Annotated in this window: 14 protein-coding genes and 3 pseudogenes; 13 read left to right on the top strand and 4 right to left on the bottom strand. The window is 36.2% G+C overall.

Annotated features, from left to right (window positions below; genetic code table 11):
- Positions 1-98: 98 nt before the first annotated feature.
- Positions 99-536 (bottom strand): Lrp/AsnC family transcriptional regulator, encoded by a 438-nt coding sequence (locus DET63_RS28150; RefSeq protein ID WP_113938467.1) that lies wholly within the window; start codon positions 534-536, stop codon positions 99-101.
- Between the two features lie 142 nt (positions 537-678).
- On the opposite strand from DET63_RS28150, the gene DET63_RS28145 reads away from it, so the two are divergent.
- Positions 679-1,260 carry a DJ-1/PfpI family protein gene (locus DET63_RS28145; RefSeq protein ID WP_002069624.1) on the top strand — a complete coding sequence of 194 codons (582 nt, stop codon included), beginning with the start codon at positions 679-681 and terminating at the stop codon, positions 1,258-1,260.
- A 136-nt stretch (positions 1,261-1,396) separates the two neighbouring features.
- The gene (locus DET63_RS28140) at positions 1,397-2,032 is read left to right on the top strand and encodes a LysE family translocator (RefSeq protein ID WP_113938466.1); all 636 of its coding nucleotides are present in this window, start codon (positions 1,397-1,399) and stop codon (positions 2,030-2,032) included.
- A 688-nt stretch (positions 2,033-2,720) separates the two neighbouring features.
- Here DET63_RS28140 and DET63_RS28130 read toward each other — a convergent pair.
- The gene (locus tag DET63_RS28130) at positions 2,721-4,514 is read right to left on the bottom strand and encodes a helix-turn-helix transcriptional regulator (RefSeq protein WP_002069631.1); all 1,794 of its coding nucleotides are present in this window, start codon (positions 4,512-4,514) and stop codon (positions 2,721-2,723) included.
- Between the two features lie 422 nt (positions 4,515-4,936).
- Between DET63_RS28130 and DET63_RS28125 the strand changes: the two are divergent.
- Positions 4,937-5,998: pseudogene (locus DET63_RS28125) on the top strand (serine hydrolase domain-containing protein); the annotation flags it as partial.
- A 275-nt stretch (positions 5,999-6,273) separates the two neighbouring features.
- Here DET63_RS28125 and DET63_RS28120 read toward each other — a convergent pair.
- Positions 6,274-6,576 (bottom strand): annotated as a pseudogene (locus DET63_RS28120) (hypothetical protein); the annotation flags it as partial.
- Positions 6,577-7,251: 675 nt separating this feature from the next.
- On the opposite strand from DET63_RS28120, the gene DET63_RS28115 reads away from it, so the two are divergent.
- The 10 genes from DET63_RS28115 (at position 7,252) to DET63_RS28060 (ending at position 23,315) form a co-directional block, all read left to right on the top strand.
- Positions 7,252-9,288: a DUF11 domain-containing protein gene (locus tag DET63_RS28115; RefSeq protein ID WP_002068929.1), complete on the top strand. Its 2,037-nt coding sequence runs from the start codon at positions 7,252-7,254 to the stop codon at positions 9,286-9,288.
- Between the two features lie 63 nt (positions 9,289-9,351).
- Positions 9,352-11,016: an alpha-helical endospore appendage domain-containing protein gene (locus DET63_RS28110; protein ID WP_113938465.1), complete on the top strand. Its 1,665-nt coding sequence runs from the start codon at positions 9,352-9,354 to the stop codon at positions 11,014-11,016.
- Between the two features lie 44 nt (positions 11,017-11,060).
- Entirely contained in the window at positions 11,061-11,786 is a 726-nt protein-coding gene (locus tag DET63_RS28105) for a DUF11 domain-containing protein (protein WP_002169677.1), read from the top strand.
- Positions 11,787-11,889: 103 nt separating this feature from the next.
- Positions 11,890-12,543 carry a DUF11 domain-containing protein gene (locus tag DET63_RS28100; protein WP_113938464.1) on the top strand — a complete coding sequence of 218 codons (654 nt, stop codon included), beginning with the start codon at positions 11,890-11,892 and terminating at the stop codon, positions 12,541-12,543.
- Between the two features lie 36 nt (positions 12,544-12,579).
- Positions 12,580-15,057, top strand: a complete 2,478-nt coding sequence (locus tag DET63_RS28095) for an RICIN domain-containing protein (RefSeq protein WP_033707367.1) — start codon at positions 12,580-12,582, stop codon at positions 15,055-15,057.
- Positions 15,058-16,004: 947 nt separating this feature from the next.
- Positions 16,005-16,574, top strand: a complete 570-nt coding sequence (locus DET63_RS28080) for a hypothetical protein (RefSeq protein WP_002069635.1) — start codon at positions 16,005-16,007, stop codon at positions 16,572-16,574.
- A gap of 479 nt (positions 16,575-17,053) precedes the next feature.
- Complete coding sequence (locus DET63_RS28075) at positions 17,054-18,469, top strand: phosphatidylinositol-specific phospholipase C (RefSeq protein ID WP_113938462.1); 1,416 nt, start codon at positions 17,054-17,056, stop codon at positions 18,467-18,469.
- 420 nt (positions 18,470-18,889) lie between these two features.
- A complete protein-coding gene (gene licT / locus DET63_RS28070; protein ID WP_016097116.1) occupies positions 18,890-19,741 on the top strand; it encodes a BglG family transcription antiterminator LicT in 852 nt (283 codons plus the stop codon).
- A gap of 274 nt (positions 19,742-20,015) precedes the next feature.
- Entirely contained in the window at positions 20,016-21,884 is a 1,869-nt protein-coding gene (locus tag DET63_RS28065) for a beta-glucoside-specific PTS transporter subunit IIABC (RefSeq protein WP_113938461.1), read from the top strand.
- Between the two features lie 12 nt (positions 21,885-21,896).
- Positions 21,897-23,315, top strand: a complete 1,419-nt coding sequence (locus DET63_RS28060) for a 6-phospho-beta-glucosidase (RefSeq protein ID WP_113938460.1) — start codon at positions 21,897-21,899, stop codon at positions 23,313-23,315.
- A 736-nt stretch (positions 23,316-24,051) separates the two neighbouring features.
- On the opposite strand, the pseudogene DET63_RS28055 reads toward DET63_RS28060, so the two are convergent.
- Positions 24,052-24,327, bottom strand: a pseudogene (locus DET63_RS28055) (hypothetical protein).
- Positions 24,328-25,025 lie beyond the last annotated feature (698 nt).

Below are 25,025 nucleotides of genomic sequence, written 5' to 3'. Positions count from 1 at the left end.
GACCTTGATTTTTTTATACAAGTTAGAAAAATCAGGGTTATTTTTAAAGGATTGAGGATTATTGAGTAAGCAATAGTTAATTGATTATTCCAGTATTTTTATTCTTCACTAATAAAGGGAGCAATTATTTTTTTTTCATAAGAAGATAACACGATATTCGTTGATGGCGTACCATATTGCATTGTATCATCAATAAATTGTTCTAAACTTTCTACAGAATATGTTGCTAATTTGACAATATAGCTAATTTCCCCTGCTACTCTGTAACACTCAAGTACATCTGGATGATTATAGCAAAAGTTAGCTAATGATTTACAATCCTTTGATTTAAACAATATAAGTGCAGAAATTGGACGGTTTATTTTTTTTAGAGAAACATGTGCATGGTAGCCTTCAATAATTTGTTGCTCCTCTAACTTCCGTACTCGCTCAGTTACTGACGGAGAAGATAAATGAACGGCTTCTGCTAAATCCCTCATTGAAATTTTTGCATTTGACTGTAATAATCCCACGATTTTTTTATCAATTTGATCCATAAAGTATCCAACCTTTTTTTATAAACTAGAATAAACTAAATTCTTTATATAATAAAGTCGAACGATCGAATATCCTTATTAAACTTATTTATCAGCCTTCTATATTTGTATAAAATAAGGATATCAGGAGGCGATTTACGATATGAAAAAGATTTTATTATTATTAGCTGACGGATTTGAAGCAGTGGAAGCTAGTGTATTTACAGACGTACTAGGTTGGAATAAATGGGAGGGAGATGGATCAACCAAGGTCGTAACAGTTGGTCTTCGGAATAAATTAACCTGTACTTGGAATTTTACTGTCATACCTGAAAAAACAGTTGATGATATTCAATTAGATGAGTTTGATGCACTAGCTATTCCAGGAGGGTTTGAAGAAGCTGGTTTTTATCGGGATGCATACAGTAGAGAATTCTTAAATGTCATTCAACATTTTTATGTCAAGCAGAAGCCTATTGCCAGTATTTGTGTTGCATCATTAGCGCTTGGTAAAAGTGGGATTCTTACAGATAAAAAAGCCACCACATACAGTCATCCAACGAGTAAACGAAAAGAGCAGTTAAAGAATTTAGGTGCAATAGTACAAAATGATTTAATTGTTCAAGATGGAAATATTATTACATCTTCTAATCCAGGTACAGCTTTTGATGTTGCATTTTTATTACTTGAAAAACTAACATCTAAAAAGAACGCTAAACATGTAAGGGATCTTATGGGATTATAGGCATTGATCTTCAACAAAGGGGTACTTTATGAGTTTTTGGAGATTGCTAGAAGTAATGTGAAAAATCGCAACGCTCTAGTTTTATTTGTTGAACCAAGCGAAAAGAATAGTACTTGACTAAAATAGGAGAATTTTTATGATTGTAACACTTTTTACGTATATTATATTAGGTTTATCTTTATCAATACCTGCAGGTGCTATGACTGTCCAAATGACCAAACAAGGAATGAGAAATGGTTTCGTACATGGTTGGTTTGTAGGTATAGGAGGAATGACTGTAGATTTATCTTTAATTGTCCTGATTTATCTAGGGTTCTCTAGTGTATTAACCAAACCATGGGTAGAAGCAGTTATGTGGTTACTAGGTTTTGGTTTTTTAATGTTTATTGGAATAGAAAGTATTAAAGAAGCAAAATCAGAAGTTAACATAGAGGGAGAAAATCCTAATAAATCTTTATTAACAGCTTACTTATCTGGTTTTAAGATTGCTATATCACCGGCTAATATTGTATTTTGGATAGGGGTCTTTGGTCCGGTTCTAGTCTCTTCATTAGGTAATGCAAGTGCATCTACATTTATATTAATAGCTGTAGGTATTTTATTAGGTATCTTTATGCATGATATGGTCTTATTGGGTTTTGTTCATTTTACTAGACGTTTTCTAAATCCAATCTTTATTAAATGGGTATCTATATCTGCCGCAATAGTACTATTCGGATTTAGTGGTTATTTTGGTTACGAGTTTATAAAACAAGTAATTGCTTTTATCTAAAAAGCATAACTATTATAAACTTAAATATGGTGGTTATTATGTAAATGAAAAAGATGCGCATTTTAAACCCAAACGCAATATAATTGTAAATATATTACATTACGCAGTTACCCCCTCAGGAATTCGTTGGTTCCTAGGGGGTTTTTTATATTCCCTACGCATAGCCTTTAGAAAAAAGCAACAGCCTCCACTATAATTGACCTTTTATGAGCTTAGGTTGATAGCGATGGGGTAGCACCACATCGCTATCAACCTAAGAAATGCAAATACCCCATGCCCATCAACTTAAGAATTTTATAACGCCCCAAAAACAAAAAAATTGTACATTTTCACCTAAAGATGCCAATTTTCTCGTTTTAGAGTATTTGTTTTTTGGGGGGTTGATGGGCATGGGGGATAACAACGATTCGTTCTTTTTCGGACCACTTGTAAAAAACTTTGAAATGTATGATAAAACAATGACTTTAAGGTAATTAAATTTGAAGTTTTCAAGAAGATTTTCTTTAAATGTATTCCGTCCACTTATTTTCCAGCAATATTTACAGGTGTTCTGTAAACAAATTTTGTTAAATTCATTCCAAAAGTTAACGGAACTCTAATTCTGTTACTTAAAATAATTAGTGGCCCAAAAAATAGTAATCGTTGCCGTGCCCCGAATACGGAAAAATGATTATATCTTGAGTACCATCTACACAATATTTTCCTTTCGGGCCCTTGTTATTGCTTCTTCGCGGTTGTTGACGCTGAGCTTCGAGTAGAGAGTCGAGCAATAATTGCGGATCGTTCCCTCCGATAAAAATAATTTGGCGGCGATCGACTTATAACGCAGTCCACCTGACAGATGCTCCAGAATCTCCATTTCACGTTTCGTAAGCCCGTACGGGAAGTTTTCCTGACTTGAACCGATCTTCTCCAATTGCTCGCGTTGACTTTTCATCTCTTCGAAAATTCGCGTAGCGACCGATTGATCAATCCAGATTCCTCCGTTATAAATTAGTTTCAAGGCTTCCTTCATCTCTCGCGGATGAATCGACTTCAGCATGTAGCCCTCCGCCCCGTGCTCCAATGCAGTTGCTGCCTGCAAGGAATCCTCAAACGTTGTCATGAACACAACCTTCATATCAGGCCATCGTTGTTTCATCTCAAGTAAAGTTTCAATCCCGCTCATTCCCTGCATACTAATATCCATTAGCACGATATCCGGTTGGGACCGCTCACAATGTTCTAATGCTTCGCCACCGTCCCTGGCTGTACCAACTACGTTAAAATCAGTATGCTGATCCAAAATTTGCTTCAAACTGTCGGTAATGATCACCTGGTCGTTACCGAGCAGCAGGCGGATTGTATCATGTGCAGGCTCTGTCTGCAACGGAATATTACATATGACGAAAGTTCCTTGTTCTGGCTCGGAATGCACGGACACCGTGCCGTGAAATAGCTTAAGTCGTTCCTTCATCCCATTAAGTTCAAATCCAAATTGGATTTCTTCCATTCCGATGCCGTTATCTTCGATCTGTAACCTGAGCTGCTGACTCTCGAAATACAACTGAACGGATATCAAGCTCGCCGAACCGTGCCGAACCGCGTTGTTCAGAGACTCTTGAAGGCAACGATATAGACAAAAGTTTATTTTTTGCATAACGAGAGTCTCGCTGCCGATCACACGGAATTTGACCATTATACCTGTTGACTTCATAAAATCTTCGGTAAATTGCCGTAGAGATTCACTTAACGAATGGTTCAATGGAGTATGAGAGAGCTGATGCAGATGTTTTCGGATATCAACCAGACTGTGTTGGGCGATTCCGACAAGCGAATCGATCCTCTCTATCTGTGAATTCGGTACGGACGATCGCAGCGATTCGACGCCGACGATGAGTGAGGTAAGCGTATGGCCAATCGTGTCATGCAGCTCATGTGACAGCCGGCTGCGCTCCTCCATCAGCGTAAGTTCCTCAATCCGCTCAATATGCTGCTCCAACAATAGCTTTTGCTCATGAATAATTAGGGCTTGCTTATGGGACTGAATTAATATATTAAACGTGAAGCCGATGGCGAATCCAAAACCGTTGCTAACGATAAATTCATACGGGAGACGACCAGCGATCCAACCGTTCAATGCCGGCAATATGATTCCACAGAGGATACCTGTCCATACATAGGTTCTTCGATTGCTGGCCAAGCCGATATTCATCACAAGTAAAACGAAAGACCAAAGTAACTCCGGTGCTGTATAGGCTAAATAAAGATGAAAAACCCCCGCTGCCATGACGTCGACTGCAAGATACCAATCTGCATTTCTACACCAGGCGATTAATGGAACGAGATAAACGACGAAAGCAAAAGAAAATAAGACCCAAAAAGACGCATCGATTAATGACGGTTTGATAAAACTAGCGCTTATGATAATGACCATCCAAAGCGTTCGTATGGCCACAAATATCCAATCATACCAGAACCATTTTTTTATTATAGAGAACACGGATTATGCACACCTACTTGTATTTTTTAAAATAAATTCTGAATAAATCAAACCTATCATGCACCATAAACTTCTGATCCGTCAAGCGAAAGAGAGGGTAAACAGTTAGAATTTACTGTAACAAGCACGTCACATGAGATATTTGACAGTTTGTCATATGGTATATGTGACAAGTCCAATTCCGAGTGTCAACAAAAGTTTGGCGGTTTCATCACTATCCGATTTAACAATTTTGGGGGTAAGGTGAGGATGTAAAGCAACACAACATTCCAAAATAATAGGAGCGATACGTTATGAAATTACTCAAGATTCAAAAAGGAGCTGTACTTGCATTAACAGCTATATCGGCGAGTACACTGGTATTTTCTGCTTATGGGTCTGTAAACCCGGTACAGACTAAAGGCGCGGTACAAGTGGAGACAGAGAAGGAAAAGAAAAGCAAGCATCGGGATGAAGTCAAACGCGTCATTGATGAGGTGGTAACCATCAAAGGAGTCCCAAGTGTCATAGCTGGCGGGTTACAGAACGGGAAACGCTGGTCTTACGCTACAGGTACAGCCAGTTATGAAGTACCACACCCGGTGGAGTCCAATTTTTCATTCCGTATTGGAAGTATTTCAAAGACTTTCACAGCGTCCGTTGTATTACAGTTGGCTGACGAGAAAAAATTGAATCTGGATGATTCGGTTGAAAAATGGCTGCCAGGTGTCATAAAAGGTGAAGGGTATGATGGCAACAAAATTACGATCCGTCAGTTATTGAATCATACAAGCGGGCTTGCTAGCTATACAGATTTGGATTTCCGAGATATTACTTTGCCTCAAAATCCATACCGTTACTATTCCGTCGATGAGCTTATCGACCTTGGACTTTCAAAGCCACCTGTATTTGCACCAGGGAAGGGCTGGAATTATTCCAATATGAATACTGTACTAGCCGGTCAAATTATTCAAAAGGTAACAGGAGAAACGTATGCGGAGCAGATCAGGAAACGGTTTATCATACCGCTTGGAATGAAAGGGACATTTGTGATGGGAAATAGTCACGAAATTCCGGGTAAGCATGCCACAGGATATAATATGGATAGATCGGGTCATTTGTATGATTTAACAGAAATGAATCAATCATGGGCAAATGCGGCGGGAGATATAGTCTCAACAGTTAATGATTTGACTACCTTCTTCAGTGCGTTGTTGGGCGGGAAGCTTCTGACTCAAGAGATGATGGACCAGATGCACACAACAGTAGATGGACCTTTTGGTAAAGTCGGACTAGGGATTTATGAATTTAAAACAGCGGACGGGCAATCTTACTGGGGGCATGCCGGAGGTACTTTCGGATATGAATCGAGAGCCGTCGGATCTCTAGACGGGAAGCATATTCTGGTAACGTGCATCAACTCGGTAGGTCCACAAGTAGCGCCAGCTCACGATAAAATAATCAATAAGGAATTTAGCCATTACGCAAGTCTAAACAGACAGTGAATTATATATGTTTGACCTGCTTGGAAAACGAAAACATACCGATCTATACATGGTTACGAGTGCCGGATCATATCTATCACTCCTCATGGGATTTATACACAAAAGGACCGTCAAGATGTTTTCCTAGCGGTTTTTCTTATGAGATGGATGTATATTGTATTCATAGAAGTTAACATAAAGTCCTATTATGGGTAGAAAGAAAAAGGCGGATCCCTACTCTCACAAGGGAACCTCCTTTTTTTGTTCTACGGATCTATGCATTTTTTTATACATTCCTATCCTGGCGCGGTTTTAGGGTTCTTGTTTGTTACTGGATTAGCCGAAAAACTGTATAAAACCTTGCATGCTCTTAGCATGGTTTTTTTCCGAAATGCTGGCGGTGGCCAAGCGCTAAATAATCTGTGAATCAGCACAATTTCTCCTAAATGGTAGGAGTTGTGAGATGCAATATTGCGTAGCACACCGCCCGGGGTTTCACCAGGCCATTCCTCCAATGTTTTGTCCAATTGAACAGTTTGGGCAATCGTGCATGCCTGTTCAATCCCCTAAAGAAAATAATGAATAATCTGTTTCCACTTGAATAGGTTTTGCTTTTCCATACTAATCACGTCCTTTTTTAGAGTACTAGTATCAGTATGTCCAAGTTTCAGAGATTAGTTACATAAGTCATATAGTTTTTGCACTAGAACCATAAAAGTAAGTCTATGACCTATTTTTACACGTATCTCGGCTGTTCCCTATAAGAGGCCAAGTAAATAGAAGACAAAAAAGCGACCAATTTCAATTAGTTGCTTTTTTGTCTGTATTGTTCCACCAATCCCTATTCTTCAATTCGATTGGATCAGTGTAAAATATTCCTATTTTATCATCAGTATGTTTTGTTTCAACCTTCAAACGATAAATGCTAGGAGTTACAATCTGTCCAAATATCAAAATCTTTATAATTGTTAACTGAAAAATTTGAATGATATCATTTTTTTATTATTAGCCAAATAGAGATGTGGTGGTATTCCTATTAAATGATTTTCACAGCAGAACTGGATTTGAAATATATTTACCTGAAAAATCAGATAAATAATGATAAATAGAAAGAACATTTAATTATAGATATAGTTTTTCAGTGAGTGAAATATAATTTGTTTTATCAAATATTTACATAGGAGGCAATTATATGAATTAAAATCCCCGCTTAAGTTTTATTAAAAAATAAAATAATAGTTATTATTCTAGTTGTTATAGAAAGGACGAAGAGAATGTCAATAGTTCAGCGTTATACAACGACTACAAATGGTGCGATGACGTTTACAGGTAATACGCTAGGATTTGGTTCGAATAATCCTAGCTATAATGACATTGGAGCATTCATTACGTTGGATCTTACCCAACAAGTCCCAAGTTATCCAATAGGTAGTACATTGAATTGGAAATTGAATGCTTCTCAAGCAGTTCTGAAATTTCCTGTAGCTAGTGAAGTGCTGTATGCAGAGTTGATTTGGGGAGGTACCTCAAAATTTAATGCAGTGGATGTTACAGGAGATATTAACGTTCCCATTTCCTTAACTACCCCACAAGGTTCAATACAAACAATATCTCCTGATGCTACAACGGCCCAAGTAGTAGTGCATGAAAATCACACATTTTATATTCGTACAGCTGATGTTACTAAACTAATAAAGGCGAGTGGGGCAGGTTCTTATACTGTAAGTGGGGTACCAGCCACAATCCAACGGCCAAGTAAAAGTAATGCAGCAGGATGGACACTTGCTGTTATATATAAAAATCCTTCTTTACCTTCACGAAATATGAACTTATATGTTGGTGTGGCATCTGTTGAAAGAGGGAATGTAGTGGATCAAAAAATTAAAGGTTTTGGGACACCTGAATCCAAGCCATTTCAGGCAAGAGCTTTATTGACTGCTATCGAAGGCGATAGTTTCATTTCTAAAGACCAATTTTTATTTGGTCCATCCCCAGGCCAATTACAAGCCATTTTTGGACCGAATAACTTAGTGGATAACTTTTTCGCTTCACAGATTAATGATGATGGTGGAAACTTAGATACTAGTGGGACAGCGGGAAATAGTAATGTAACCCCAGGGCAAAAACAGTCTACACAGCGCTATGGCTGGGATATTACGAATGTGGATATTTCAAACGCCATGGAAATCTCACAAACTGAAGCGATTGCTCGGTTCAAAACAGATATGGACGGATTCATCCTTTCTGGATTAGGGATTCAAATTGATGTGAATAGTCCGGAGCTCAAGATAGACAAACAAGTGGATAAAGATATAGCAATAGTCGGAGATGAGTTAACTTACACAATTTTAGTAGAAAATAGTGGACTAGTAGAAGCTCAGAATTCCATTTTTAAAGATATTCTTCCAGATGAGTTAGAATTTGTGCAGAACAGCTTAACTATCGATGGGCAAGCCAAACCCGGGGAAAATCCAGCTAAAGGAGTCAATATCGGATTTGTAAGCATAGAAGGGCCAGTCGAGATCATATTTAAAGTGAAAGTGATTGCAGTCCCTACAGATGGAAAGGTGACTAATACGGGTAAGCTGGATTACGAGTTCCAAAGTGCAGCGGGTTTACCTCTCACATCAGGATCTAGTAGCTCAAATGAAGTAAATACTATCATTAAGCATGTACAAGTCGATCTCGTGAAAAGTGAAGATCGTTCGGTTTACGATAAAAAGGGAGATATTATCACCTACACGCTCGATATTACCAATAATGGAGATACTTCAGTAAATGCAATTTCTATTAAAGATGTCATACCTACAGGAACGGTACTCGTTCCAGGGAGTTTAAAAGTAAATGGTGCACCGGTGCTTGATGATTTAACAACAGGAATTCCTCTTGGTACATTAATTCCTGGCCAAACAGCTGTGATTACATTTCAAGTAGCGTTACAGAGTCCGTTGCCAGTGAAAGTAGATAACCAAGCAGAGGCAATTTATCAATTTCAGCTGAAACCAGGTAGCAATGTGCGTGAGGAAATAGTAACAAGTAACCTAATTACGGCGTGGTTGGAGACCGATTGTCAAAAAGCACAAAATCAGATTTTTGAATCAGTAGCACAACAAGAGCTCGGTTTGATGAAAATCCTTCAAGCAGAAAGTGTAAAGGTACAAGAAGCGGTAAAGGCATTTGAAGAAGAACGAATCTCTGCCCAAGAACTTGCTAGGATTAATCAGAGTGTCGAAAAAGTAGTCCAAAAAGCTACACAGTTGGAGAAATTATTAAAAGATAAATTAGAAATTGCTAAGCAGATTTGTTGTTAGTAGATTAATGAGAAAGAAGCACAAGAATTTATAGCTTTATTTAGATTGAAAAGGGGGAAGAATATGCCATTTATTCATCGTTTCACCCAAACAACCAATGGTGCGATTACATTTACAGGAAATACATTAGGTTATGCAGATGGAAGTACAGATATCGGGGCTTTTTTGACAACAGATAGTTCTAAACAAGTGTCAGGCTATCCAGCTGGAAGTACAATGAACTGGCAAGAAAATTCCTCTTTGGCTATGCTGAGAATCCCTGCAGACAGTGAAATATTGTATGCCGAGTTGATCTGGGGTGGATCGACTAAAGATCAATATACTGATGTTCGTTCAGCTATCAATACTTCGATTACTTTTACTACCCCAGCTGCTACTGTATCCATCGCACCAGATGCCTTCACTGCACGAGAAGAGTCCGTCTTTGGCGGTCAAGTTTTCTATGTTCGCTCTGCGAATGTAACTGAATTTGTACAAAAAGGTGGAGCTGGAACTTATATAGTAGGTGGTATTCCCGGAACGGTAAGAGATTGTACTTTTTTTCTAGCTTCTACCAATACAGTGGGATGGACGTTGGCTGTCGCTTATAAACATCCATTACTTAAAATTCGAAATATGAATATTTATGTTGGGTCTCAAGTGATTTCTATGTCTAATCCTCCAGTGGATGAGTTGATTTATAATTTTAAAACACCAGAAGGTGGGGATATCCAGGGACGTGTCATGCTTACGGCACTGGAAGGAAACTCTAATCTTCCTGGCGATCGCTTTGAATTTGGTCCCAATCGTTCGTCGCTTTCGGTGATATCTGGTCCGAATAATCCTGGAAATAATTTTTTTGCGTCGCAGATTAACGATGATCTAGGAAATTTAGATACTAGTGGAACTGCTGGAACGCTCAATAAGCCTCTTGGATCAGACGGATTTGGCGTACGATCGGGTTGGGATATCACGAATGTAGATATTTCTCACACGTTGCATCATAGTCAAACCGAGGCAATCGCCCGTATTGCGACGGCGCAAGATACCTATTTGGTGAGTGGATATGGAGTACAGATTGACGCCAATAGCCCAATCGTAAAAATGAATAAGTCGGGGGATAAAAAACAAGCTGTAGTAGGTGAAATAGTAACTTACACTTTGGAAGTAAAAAATGATGGCTATGTAGATGCGACTAATGTGATTCTTCAGGACTACTTAGATCCAGAACTTGAATATTTACCAGATAGTTTACGAATCAGAGGTGCGGCATGGCCAGGACAAGATATTGCTAAGGGTGTGAACATTGGTACTTTGGCTGTAGGAGAAACAGTCCTCATCACGTATCAAGCGAAAATCATGAAAGAGCCTGATGATAAAGTGGTGCATAATCAAGCATCGATGATCTTTGATTTTCAGAGTAGACCAGATTTACCTATATCGACAGCGACGAGTATTAGTAACAAACCTGGGATTGAAGTGATTGAGCCACCTACCTGTGAAGAAGGGAAAAATCAGATTATCCAAACGATTGCTGAGGCGGAACAAAGCATTGCTAGGATTATGCGGGCAGAAGCAGAAAAAATTGAAGTAGCTGCTCGTGCGTTTGGAGATAAGAAAATAGGAGTCCAAGATCTCATCGCTGTCAATGAAAGTGTGGAGGATATGTTAGACAGCCTAATCGTACTAGAATCAGTGCTTAAAGATAAACTCGCTGTTATCCAAGAAATTTGTGATTTTTGCTCATAACATCCATATATAATTTGATTCGATGATGGAAAGGGTGATGAAATATGTCTCAAAGTCGGGGGTATGTAAATATGAAAACTGAGGCGAATAGATTAATGGAGGATAGTCTGAAGATGGAAATAAATAAAAAAGTAAACAAAAATGAGGCAAAAGTAAAAGATATTTTGACTTATACCGTTCTTGTAACAAATATGGATCCTGTTGACGCACAAAACACTATCTTGAAAGATATCCTTCCAAAAGAGTTGAAGTTTGTTCCAGGTAGTGTCTTTGTGGATGGTGTGCCTCAACCTAGTGTGAATGTAAATAATGGGATTAAGCTAGGAATGGTAGGAACAGGAGAACTGATTGAAGTGACATTCCAAGCGAAAGTAATCAATATTCCTCCAGATGAGCTAGTGAAAAATAAAGCCACCTTAAATTATGAATTTGAAAGTGCTTCTGGATCGCCTATCAAAAAAGGAGAAGCAGCCAGTAATATAACAGAGACAAAAGTGATTGTGCGTCCTCCTACTAACTGTGAGAACAATCAAAGTACCATCGAATTTTCAATTAAACAGGAAGAGAAGGCCATTCAGGAGTTACTGGATGCAGAGGCAGAAAAAATAAAGACGGCAAATCAAGCCTTTAATAGTGGTAGGATTACAAAAAATGAACAGAATTTGATTATTCAGAGTGAAAATAGTGTTTCTCAAACATTATCTACATTGAAACAAGAACTACAGAACAAGAGAAATACGATTCAGGATTTATGTAGTGGTTGTAAGTAGAGAAGAAGAGGATGTCTTACTTTCCCTCAGATGCTTTTGAAAAATAGGGAATCTGATTCATCACTAATAAGGTATGAATTACAGAAAAGAAAGGGAGAGGCACATGTCTAATTTTCCGAAAGTGAGTATAGAAAAGGAAGTAGACAAAATTGATGCGGTGGTAGGAGATATTCTAACATATACGTTTACCATTTCCAATGATAGTCTAATTGATGTTACTAATTGTCATTTTAAGGATTTTCTATCAGAAGAGGTGCAGTTTGTCCCGAATAGTGTGGAAATTGACGGTGAATCAAAACCTGGTGAAGATCCAACGAAAACGATTGTACTTGATAGACTATCCATTGAAGGGCCTATCATCATTACATTTAAAGTTGAAGTGATTAAACCTCATTCTAGTGGAGTGATTAGGAATAAAGCTTACATGGGCTCTCAGTATTCAGGTGGTTATGTAGATGCGGTCAGTAACGAAGTACAAACCAATGTGCCAGCAGGACGAACAACCTGTGAATGGTCACGTGACTTAATCATTCATTCCATCGCACAAGAGGAAAAAAGTCTAGCCATGATTCTTTACATGGAAGGCGAAAAGATTCAAGCAGCAATTAATTCATTCCGAGGTGGCCGGATTAAAGTGACGGATTTGCTAGCAATTAACAAGAGTGCAAAGGAAGCAGTTCAGCAAATTGCTAATCTGGAAAAAGAGTTGAAGAAAAAGTTAGATCAAGTTAAAGACCTATGTTGTGGTTGTAAGTAGGGATAGAAATAGATAAATAGAGAAAGGGTGAGAATCATGGCGTTTATTCAGCGATATTCAACCACGACTAACGGAGCGGTTACTTTTACTGGCAACACACTGGGTCTAAGTAATACCAATATCAGTTATACAGATATTGGTGCATTTATCACATTAGATTTGTCTAAGCAGGTACCAGGATATCCTGCAGGTACCACACTGGATTGGAAAGAAAATGCTTCTGCTGCACAGCTTCGCTTACCAACGGGAAGCATAGTATTATATGCAGAGTTAATTTGGGGTGGATCAACAAAAACGAGTACCGAGGATGTGACGAGTGAAATAGATCGGGCCATAACGTTAATCTCGCCAAAAGGGAGTACCCTCATTACGCCAGATCCGACTACGAGTCAGCAAGTAGCTCAGGCGAACCAAATATTTTATGTTCGCTCTGCCAATGTTACTAGTTTTATAGATGCAGGTGGGGCTGGTAATTATACTGTCAGTGGTGTACCAGCGACAGTACAAAGATATAAAGGGAACAACGTGGGGGGATGGACTTTATCTGTGGTTTATAAAGATCCTACACTGCCTCTTCGAAATATGAACATTCATGTCGGAACAGCATCGATTGAGAAAACGGGATCAGTAAGCCAGAAAATTTCTGGCTTCTCTACGCCTGAACTTGGTGATGTCAAAGCAAGATTGTTGCTAACCGCAATGGAAGGAGATTCAAAGATTCCAGGAGATCAGTTACTTTTTGGAAAAGATGCCTCTTCTTTAAAGCCCATTTCAGGTCCCAATAATCCGATTGACAACTTCTTTGCTTCACAAATTAATGATGATGCAGGGAATCTGGATACGAGTGGTACCTATGGGAATGTAAATGTCATACCAGGAAGTGCCGGACCAGCAGTTCGTTATAATTGGGATATTACCAATGTGGACGCTTCTACAGCTATGGAGAATTCACAAACGGAGGCATTAGTTCAACTGACTTCGAAATCAGATGGTTATATAGTGACAGGTCTGGGTGTCCAAATTGATGTGAATAGTCCAGAAATCAAAATTAATAAAGAAGTAAATAAAGAAGCAGCTATCGTGGGTGAAATCCTTACTTACACTCTATTAATTGAAAACAGTGGAATGACCGAAGCACAAAAAACTATTTTAAAAGACACTCTTCCACCAGAATTAAAGTTTGTTGAAGGCAGCTTACAGATCGATGGCGTTCCTATACCTGGTGGAGATCCGATAAAAGGAGTAGACATTGGTTCCATATCTATCGAAGGCCCGACGGAAGTTACCTTTCAAGCCTTAGTATTAAAAGTGCCACCAGACAATAGAGCGGTGAATAAAGCTACTGTCGTGTATGATTTCCAAAGTGCCCCAGGCTTACCAGTCTCTTCAGGTACAGCAGATAGTAATGAAGCCATTACGGTCATTCGAAAAGTAGAGGTAGAGGTAGTGAAACGGCAAGACATGTCAGTTTATGTCAAGGCAGGTAACATTATAACCTATACCATTGAATTTGCTAATACAGGTGATACACAACTGACCGATGTCGTAATTGAGGATCAAGTTCCAAATGGAACGAAGTTGGTTCCAGGCAGTTTACAGATAGATGGGCGCCCTATCTCAGGCAATATAGAAGGTGGCGTGAATATTGGTACGGTAGAGCCCGGGACGACAACAAGAGTCACCTTCCAAGTGTTGATTGATAACCCAGTGCCTAAGAAAGTGACAAACAAAGCAAAAGTTGATTATAAATATAAGCTTATTCCTGATGGACAAATTTATCGTAAAGTAGAAATGACGAATGAAGTGACAGCTATTCACGAAAGCAATTGTAAAGAAGCACAGAAGAAAATCGTGACAGGTATTGGAGAAGCTGAGTTAGCGGCTGCAGGAGTAATCGTAGCAGAAAAATTAAAAATACAAGATGCAATTCGGGCCTTCAACGAAGGGAAGCAGAGTGCAGAAGAATTACTCAATGAGAATGAACAGTTGACCCACAAACTAACAAAAATAATTTTAGACGAAAAATTGCAACAAGATACATTGCAAAAAGCAAAAATACTTTGTTGCGATGGTATTGAAGGGATTGACTACAGTGGTGTCTATATCATCAAAAATAAAGGAAGTCAAAAAGTATTAGATATATCTAGCGCCTCAATGGATAATGGTGTAAACGTCCAACAATGGGATTATAACGGCGGAGATCATCAAAAATGGGAACTAGAGAAGCTGGATGGGTATTATAAAATCAAAGCAGTTCATAGTGGGAAATTGCTTACTGTGTCCGGAGCTTCAAACAGTGATGGTGCGAATGTAGAACAATGGGAAGACATTGGTGGAGATAATCAAAAATGGAAAATCGAAAAAAATTCGGATGGAACGCTTAAATTGATAGCTAAGCATAGCGGCCAATTACTTGATCTGAAGAGTAGTATACAAAACAATGGTGCTAATATTCAACAATGGCCAGACAATGGTACAGATGCTCAATGCTGGGAATTGACAAAATTAAAATAATACTTTTTATAAAATAAAGTATGTGTTTCGATATAGTAGCACAAAGTAGAAGTATTTGCTTTTAATAAAAACGGTAGAATAAACTTTAAAAAGAAAAGACATGAGTCATTGAGAAGTATAGACTCATGTCTTTTTTGTGTTATGGTGTAAAAAATTATTTAATAGAAGAAATCGAAAATACATTTGATGAGGTAATCTTTTTAACGAATTCCCCGAAATAATTCTCCTTCCTCAAGCGTGTGAAGGGCGTAGCCCAACGGTAGGTGGGAGATGAATTTCGGTTTGGCATAGCTAAAAGCTTTTGATAAACTAGCTATATGAAGTTCTTTGATAACTTGATATATGAGGTTGCAGGAAGAAAATTGAGTGCGAAAACCAAGCCATTCGGTTCCTGCGTAAAATATCAACCGTACCAAAAGAGCGTCCAAGCGTTGGACATCTAGGGATGGAACACCCCGAAGTAACGCTCAGGGAGACGAAAGGTTGCTTTCATCGTGGAACTGAGAAGCTCCCACTTCAAGCTTTGCTAAGTGGCGAGTAGTTCACGATACTCACCTTGTAAACCCTCTCATCTTTTATCTGTTAAGAAAGTTTGTAACAGAACCTAAAAATAAATATGAAAATTTGTGTTAATTTATTAACTTTAATATGATTTTTCGCTTCAATTATAGTATTAGCAATATGATTTTACTATGTTTATAGAGTATATATAAAAATTTAAGATGATAAACTATCTTATAAAAGGCTATTACCTAATCATTTATCTGAAAATTGCGAAAAGGTGTGTAGATAGATATTATTGTAAATACATATATAATTCATTTTAATTTTCTGACATTAATTATCGGTATTCTTATAATAATCTTTGGCGTATATTGTGATAAATACAATGTACGGTGTCAGTATTTAAAAGGTTATATATCATAACTTAAAGGGGGAAGAAAACTATGAAAATGAAGAGTAAGATGATCATGACAACAGCGCTTGCAGCTACTTTAGCTACAGGTGCATTACCTACTACATCGGTATTTGCTGCAGAAAAAGAAGCACCTATTCAACAAAAAGAGTCACAAATTAGTATTCAACCGTTTGCACAGAATAATTTGGAAACAGCTGTTAATGCTGCTTTACATGGTCCCGAAGTCAAAAAAATCAAAGTATTCGAGCACGAATTTAATGTAAAACCAATTGAAGTTGTAAATTTAGCTGGCGGTAAAAAATATGTTAAGGGACAAATTTCTCATCATTTAAGTTTTCGTCCAGATGATCAATTTTATTATGAGTTTACAGTACAAGATGGAAAGGTGATAGATAAGCCTGTATTTAATATTGATAGGGGTGGTTTTACACCATTTGTGGCTCCGCTTTTATCAATTCTTGCTGCGTATAATGGAATCCCAGTTAATCCAAACGATTTAAACTCACTTGGTCAACAGATGGGAAAAGTTATAGATGGAAGCTGGGAACAAGCAGCACAATCTATTGCCACTGTAGTTAGTTTAACTTTTAATGAGTAGAAATTGAAGGGGAAATAAGTTATTGTTTAGTTTTGCAGAAGCCCATTTTTCGTAAGCATCCTTGTTATAAAAAGCTTTTAAATAAATATAAACCATGTATTAACACACCTGTTATATTTTCTTAATTTGTTAACCATCTTGTCTATCATTATATGTCACAAAATAGGAGTCTTGTTTAAGACTTCTGTTTTGTTTGTATAAAAAATGAGTGGCTTCGATTCTTTTTAAGATCCGTGAAGTATGATGAAGAATGGTGTCTTTACATGTCTATGGTTCGGCTCTATGAAATTTGTATATGCATGAATCTGATGGTTGTTGGATGAACCGCTATGGCCCTTCAAAATTTCAAGTAACAGACCGCTATCAAAAAATATTTTTAAGCAGAAAATCTCATTATTCTGGGAAAAGAAGCAATGTATATTGTAAAAAAACGTACCTTATTTTATGAGACGAATCTATTAAAAATTAGGAGAGATATAATGAAGAAAATAAAAATGAAAAACATCTTAAAAAGTGGAATCCTTACTTGTTTTACACTTGCAAGTTTATGTACGACTTCTACAGTATTTGCTGATAGTCATCCAGGTTATTCCTATGAATCCAATATAGGCTATCAAAATCCAACATGGATGTCAAAACTAGAAGATACAAAAAGAATAAGCGAAGTATCTATCCCGGGGACTCATGGTTCAATGGCTTTACATGGGGCAAGTTTTATTGATGAAAATTTGACAAGAAATCAAACAATGACCCTATCTCAACAATTCAATGCAGGAATTCGTTATGTAGACATGCGTGTTAAACGTGTAAAAGATTCTTTTGCGATGCACCATGGAATTGTAAATCAAAAAGCAATGTTTGAAGATGTATTAAAAGAGACAATTCAATTTCTAAGAGATAATCCTAAAGAAACTATTTTAATGCGTTTAAAGGAAGATACTGATCCTGAAAGTGGCTCGCTATCATTCGAGGAAATATTTAAAAATTATAAAGACCGTAATGCTTCCTATTTTTGGGATCCGAATTCTGTACCATCCTCAGAAAAAAATAATCCTAAGTTAGGAGATGTTCGAGGGAAAATTGTAATATTACAAAATTTCTCGGCATCTCAAGAATATGGTATTAATTATGAATCTTTGAATACCCAAGATAAGTTTGAAGTTGGCACTGGACCAGACGGAATGTATGAGAAATGGAATGCGGTGAAAACCCATCTTCTAAATGCAAATAATAACTTTAACAATGGTAAGATCTATCTCAACCATTTTAGTGGCACGGGTGGTGCAGCAGCATTATTGAATAATTGTTACCCTTGGTTTGTTGCAAGCGGAAAAGAGAGCAGAAATACTAATAGTAATCCAAAACTGATTCAAAAAAATGTAACAAATGAATGGAGAGATTTCCCTCGAGACATAAATGGACAAGTATTTTATGGGGGAATGAATACACTTGGAACTGATTTCATACAACAAGGTGGTATTAAGCATTCTGGTATTATTGCTGCTGATTTTCCTGGACCAGGTTTAATAGATAGTATTATCAGATTAAATGGGATAGACTCAAGTGAAAAAGAAATATTAATTTCCCAAATTTCTTCTGAATCGAATCCATTATCTGGACAAAAAAATCGATCAAATCAAAACTTTAGCATTAATAATTTACCTATAGGAACAAAGGGGTTAAAATGGGTTATCGAGCCTACAGAAAAAGATAATGCATCTACTATTTCCTTCAATGTTATGATCGATGTTTCTCTGGGGACGGATTCTGTTCGTTGGGGAAACATTTCGAATGGATCTAAGACTGAAGCATATACAAATTCTAAATACTATATTGCAAGCCCAAGTGGCGCAACTAGCAAATTTACAGTGAAAATATACGCTATTACAAATTAAGGTTTTATTGTAAAGTTTTTTAATAAGGGTAAGGTTCTTTGAACTACTCACCACTTAACATCCTCGCGGACTGTTTGAAGTGGTGAGTAGTTCAAATCAAAGCATAGTGAAGTATTGCTAGCTAGGATTCGTATTCAATTTATGCTACGAACCCTATGGTCAACATGTACTGTCAAAACAGTTAAAAAAACAGGAAATAATATGTAATTATAAAAACTTATTGAAAACGCTAACATAGTTGGCTATAATCAGGGTATAAAACTTCAAATGGATTGTGACTGTTCGGCAGGCAAAACCTAAATTATGGTGAAACCAGATTTTGAAATACTGGATTCTAATTAATTTAGGTTTTTTTATACTCTAAAGTATGTAGCTGCTGCTGAGCAATCAATATCTAAAAACCTAATAAGGTGATGATATATGCTCATAAAAAAAGTTTTTAATAATAATGTTGCTTTGGTAAACCGAACTGGAACAGAAATGATTGTCATGGGTAAAGGAATTTCTTTTCAAAAAAAAGTAGGTGAATATATTGATGAATCCATAGTGGATAAAGTATTTGTGCTAGAGAAGGAAAGTCAAGTATCGAATAAATTATTACAATTAATTAATGAGATTCCTACGGAACACTTCGAGCTTACTACCCAAATTGTGGAATATATAAAGAAACAAATTTCTAACTTAATTAGTGATAATATTTATCTTACCTTAACTGATCATATTAACTTCGCAATTAATCGATTTCAACAAGGTCAAATTATTAGAAATCCTTTATTTTGGGAAATAAAAAAGTTTTATCCAGAAGAGTATAATGTTAGTTTAACAGTTCTTACAATAATTAAAGAACATACTGGATTTGAACTACCAGAAGAAGAAGCAGGTTCTATTGCCTTACATGTAATTAATGCACAACAAGATAATATTGTAATGGAAGAAACCATTATGGTAACAAAAATAGTAGGAGAAATTTTAAAAATTGTAAACTACCATTTTGGAATCAAATTAGATGAAAAATCTATGAACTATAATCGTTTTGTTACACATTTAAGGTATTTTGCTTATCGTCTCTCTCGTAATGAACAAATAGTAGAAGAAGATAGCTTATTATATCAACAAGTTAAGGAAAGTTATCCGGAAGCTTACGGTTGTGCAAAGAAGATAATGGCACTTTTAAAATCTAACTACAATCAAAAACTTACAAAAAATGAGATTACTTATTTTGTTATTCATATAAATCGTGTTACTCAAAGAAAATTAAATCAAAATGATTAATTTACAGGGTTGTGACTGTTTGGCAGGCAAAACCTGAGTTGAAGCTTATGTATATACATAGTTTCAACTCAGGTTTTTTATATTTCTGATGCTACATTTTATATAATTGATCCTTATCTAATCAAAAATTAAGAAATTCTCTTAGAAGAAACCTTTTGTTTCTCCAATTTCCTTTTTTGTGTCCAAGGGATTAAGATTTTGAGTACAAATCTCTAAGGAAATTCAGGCTATCTTGATATATATAATAATTTTTAATAATAAAGGAGTGTGTAGAATGAAATATGAAAAATTATCAAAAAAGATTATACAAGGAATCGGAGGAAAGGAGAATGTCAAAAGCGTTGTCCATTGCGCTACGCGTCTTCGCTTCCAACTAAATAATAAAACGCTTTTAGACAAAGAAAAGTTAGAACATTTAGAAGGGGTACTTAGTGTTGTTGAGAGTACAGGACAAATTCAAATTGTAATTGGTTCAAATGTTGCAGATGTGTACAATGATTTAGTTCAAGTAGGAAACTTTAATAGTGGATCTGTTCAATCAAATAATCAACCAAAAGAAAAGGTAAAGCTCACAGCAATGATTTTCGAATTAATCTCTGGTACGTTTACACCGCTCTTAGCACCACTTGCTGGAGCTGGGATGTTAAAGGCGATATTAGCAGTATTAGTTATGTTTGGTGTTCTTTCTGAAAGAAGTGGTACGTATGGAATCCTAGCAGCAGCAGGAAATGCTATTTTATACTTTTTACCTGTTATGATTGGTATTACTCTTGCTATTAAACTTGGTGCTAATGGATATATGGGTGGAATTATTGGAGCTTCATTATTAGAACCGAATTTTACTAGTCTAATGAGCAATGGAGATACAACTTCATTCTTGGGAATTCCTGTCCTATTAATGGATTATTCTTCAAGTATCGTTCCATCCTTTATTGCTGTACTTATTTATGCACAATTGGAGAAGTTCCTAAAAAAAGTTATCCATAAAGATTTACAATTATTTCTTTCTCCAATGATTTCATTGATTATTATAGTTCCATTAACAGTACTAGTGTTTGGTCCATTCGGAATTTATGTAGGGAAAATGATTACCTCTAGTATTAACTTTTTAAGCGAACACAGTGGATTACTGACTGGTGCAGTGATTGGAGGTACAATGATTATTCTAGTTGTCTTTGGACTTCATTGGGCACTCATTCCAATGAGTATCGAAAACTTAACGAATGGTGGAGATCCAATAGATCCAATGTGGGCAGCAAGTACATTTGCACAAATGGGAATCGCTTTAGGAATTTTCCTGAAAACGAAAGACAAAAAACTAAAATCTCTAGCAGGATCTACTACAATTACTGGTTTACTTTCTGGTGTAACAGAACCAATTATTTATGGCTTAATTTTAACTCATAAACGTACCCTAGCTTACGTCATTATTGTTGGTGCTATCGGAGGCGCATTTATTGGGTCATTTAAAGCCGAAGCGAAAGCGTTTATGCTGCATAGTATTTTTACACTAGGTGGTTCTACCACTCCATGGTTACCTTACTTTTTCATGATCTTACTTACAGTTGGTGGAGCTACACTGCTTACTTATTTCTTTGGATATGAAGATAAACCTTCAAAACATAAGGGAAAGATGGAAGGGGAACCTAAGCAGCTGAGTAATCCTAATAACACGAAAAAAGTATTAAACAAACAAATAATTAACAGTCCATTATCTGGACAAGTCATCCCATTATCACAAGTAAACGATCAAGTATTTTCATCCGAAGCAATGGGTAAAGGTATAGCCATTGATCCTAATAAGGGTGAGGTGATTTCCCCAGTAAACGGGACTGTGACTACTATGTTTCCAACTGGACATGCAGTGGGAATTACCTCAGATGATGGAATCGAGATTTTAATTCATGTAGGAATTGATACAGTTCAATTAGATGGAAAGTATTACACTAAGCTTGTAGAAACAGGAGATTCAGTGTCGATGGGGCAATCTTTAATTCAATTTGAAATTGATAAAATTAAAGAAGCTGGATATGAAACAACGACACCTATTATTGTGACAAATAGCAATCAATTTCTAGATATTATTCAAACGACGAATCAATCCGTCTCAACTAATGCTAATTTATTAACAATAGTTAAATAGGGGGTATTAAATATGAAACCATTCACTAAACCGTTTCCTGAAAATTTTTTATGGGGTGGAGCAACAGCAGCGAATCAAATTGAAGGGGCTTATAAAGAAGGTGGAAAGGGTCTTTCTACAGCAGATGTACTACCAAATGGTGTCTTTAGCCCACCAAATTTCTTATTAAATGGAGATTGCCCTTATCATACTGCAATTGACTATTATCATAACTATAAACAAGATATTGCTCTCTTTGCAGAAATGGGATTTAAATGCTTCCGTATGAGTATAGCATGGACTCGGATTTTTCCAAATGGTGATGAGTCTCAACCAAGTATAGAAGGATTAGCTTTCTATGACCAAGTATTTGCCGAATTGAAAAAATACCACATTGAGCCTATCGTAACAATATCTCATTATGAAATGCCTCTCAATTTAGTGAGAAAATATGGAGGATGGCGAAATCGTAAACTTATTGATTTTTATTTAAATTTTGCCACTAATTTATTTGAACGCTATAAACACGTGAAATATTGGTTGACGTTTAATGAAATTAATTTTGTAATTCATGCTCCTTTTACTGGTGGGGGACTCGAGTTTAAAGAAGGGGATCATAAGCAAAATATACAGTATCAATCGGCTCATCATCAATTTATCGCAAGCGCTTTAGCTGTAAAAGCAGGTCATGAAACGATAAAGAATAGTAAGATAGGTTGCATGCTTGCCTATGCGCCAACTTATCCACATACTTGTAATCCTGAAGATGTATGGAAAGCTATGATGTTAGATCGTGAAACAGTATTCTTTACTGATGTTCAAGTTCGAGGATATTATCCGTCATATACTGAAAAATATTTCGCTGAAAATCAAATACAAATCACAATGGAACCTGGTGATGAGGAAATTCTCTCATCCCATAAAGTAGATTACCTAGGTTTTAGCTACTATAATAGCGGTACGGCATCTGCATCTCCTGATAAATATGAAACTTCTGCCGGTAACTTACAGGTTGGTGGTGTTAAAAACCCATACCTAAAGGTCTCAAATTGGGGATGGGAAATTGATCCAAAAGGTTTACGCATAGCCTTGAATTTGTTATATGATCGATACCAAATACCTCTATTCATTGTTGAAAATGGTTTTGGAGCAATAGATGTACTAAATACAGAAGGTACAGTACATGATGATTATCGAATTAATTATTTGAAATCTCATATTACAGAAATGAAAGAGGCCATCACTGATGGAGTCGATTTATTAGGTTATACTACATGGGGACCAATTGATTTAGTAAGTGCATCAACAGCAGAAATGAAAAAGCGTTATGGATTCATCTATGTAGATAAGGATAATGATGGAAATGGAACCCTAAAACGTTATAGAAAAAAAAGTTTTGCATGGTATAAAAATGTTATTGCCTCTAATGGTGATAATTTGGATTCATTTTGAAATTAAATTTTAACACATTATCCGAAAAAATTCTCTTTCCTCAAGCGTGTACAGGGGGATAGCCCAACGATAGGTGGGAGAAATCTTTCGGTTTGGTGCAGCCAAAAGATTTCTGATAAACTAGAAACGGTTCTGTTGTAAAGTTTCTTAACACATAAAACGGTGAGGAAATTACAATTGAATTTTATGAAGCCGCTAATAATTTTTGTAATACGTTATACGACGAAAAGACGAGGTCTGATTGAAGACTTCGTCTTTGTTTATTTCGTTGGAATCTATAATTAAAGAGTATAAAGAGAAGAAATAAAGTAAAGTATGAACCACCTAACTAACACATATTACTTCATAATGCACTTAGTAATTATATAATTTTTATATAGCTATATGGTTTATTATCTTGCAGTAGGGGGGATTTTGAAAAAGAAAGAAGAAGCATATTATCTGCATGCGTGCTAAGGGACAAAATTACGAAATTCATTAAAATAGAACCATGGCGTTCATTGAAAGAAGAAATGAATGTTTTAGGTTTCACGGACAGTGATATTTTTTAAGTTCAAATGGTATTATATGATCCGAATAAAGGCAATAAGCAAAAATAAAAGCAAGATAATAGGGATCACGCCACATTGCTATTAAGCTAAGCGTATATAAGTTTAAGCTCTTTTCAGCACCTTTTACATCTAATTTGATTCATAACAGATTGTTGTCATAGACCAACAAATAAAAACACAGGGTTTTATCTCTGTGTTTCTTCAAATTTTCGTTCTTGAATATATGCTTTAGCATGAATAATGTCTTCCTGAAGTTCTTTTAATTCTTTCATAGATTCTGATTCAATAGTCATGTAAGCAGTAACTAACCTAATCATCATATCCATCTTCTCTACTATATTTTGAATGACCTGTTCAGCTTGCTCTTTTTTAGGGTGTTGTATTGCTTTTAATATATCTTACATATAATTGTTCTTTCTTTGCTGGATATCATAAATAAACTGTTTTGTGTTTGAGTTCAGTTGTTTTTCCTCCGTTTTAGATTTCTTTCTATTCTATCATATTTGAATAGAAAATATTGGATTCCCCTACATTTACACCTGTCTTATACATCTCCTCAATTATACAAACTAATTCTTTAACGTACAGGGAACTAATCGAAACGTGTTAATTTTGTGTATAAACGTACAATTTTCTTTTTTGGATATGGTGAGGCCATGCCCATCAACTTAAGAAAAATAAACGCCCCAAAAACGAAAAAAATGAACTGACTTCTCAAAGTAGCTACCTGTAGAGAAGGAAAATTTTCGTTTAGGGGGTACTTCAAAACCTTAGCTTGATAGCGATGTGTTCCATTCTCCAAAATACATATTGGTTCCTGCGGTTATATATTCTAATGCTAGTATTTTTCTATATAGATGGTAGCAAATTAAAATTCATACTAAATTATTTGTAATATATGGAGATACGTATAATGAAAAATTTATATATTTTTTGATTTTAATATTTAAAACTTATGTATACATGTTACAATATAGTCCTCCAATTTATTGTATTCTTCTATTTAGAATTTATGGTTCAGTAATCCAACAAAACAACAAGCGGCTGTAGTAAATAGATGTATGAATGAAGTGAAGCAGTTAGAGTGGTTTAAAAAGCCATTAAGTAGAATTATCCAGGGGATATATTCACTTAGTTAAGTTTTAGAGAATTTCTTATG

The sequence above is a fragment of the Bacillus sp. DB-2 genome, from assembly GCF_003315125.1.
GTDB classification, from domain to species: domain Bacteria; phylum Bacillota; class Bacilli; order Bacillales; family Bacillaceae_G; genus Bacillus_A; species Bacillus_A mycoides.
Note: the sequence above shows the minus strand (reverse complement) of the source record. Positions and strands in the feature narration are given on the sequence as shown.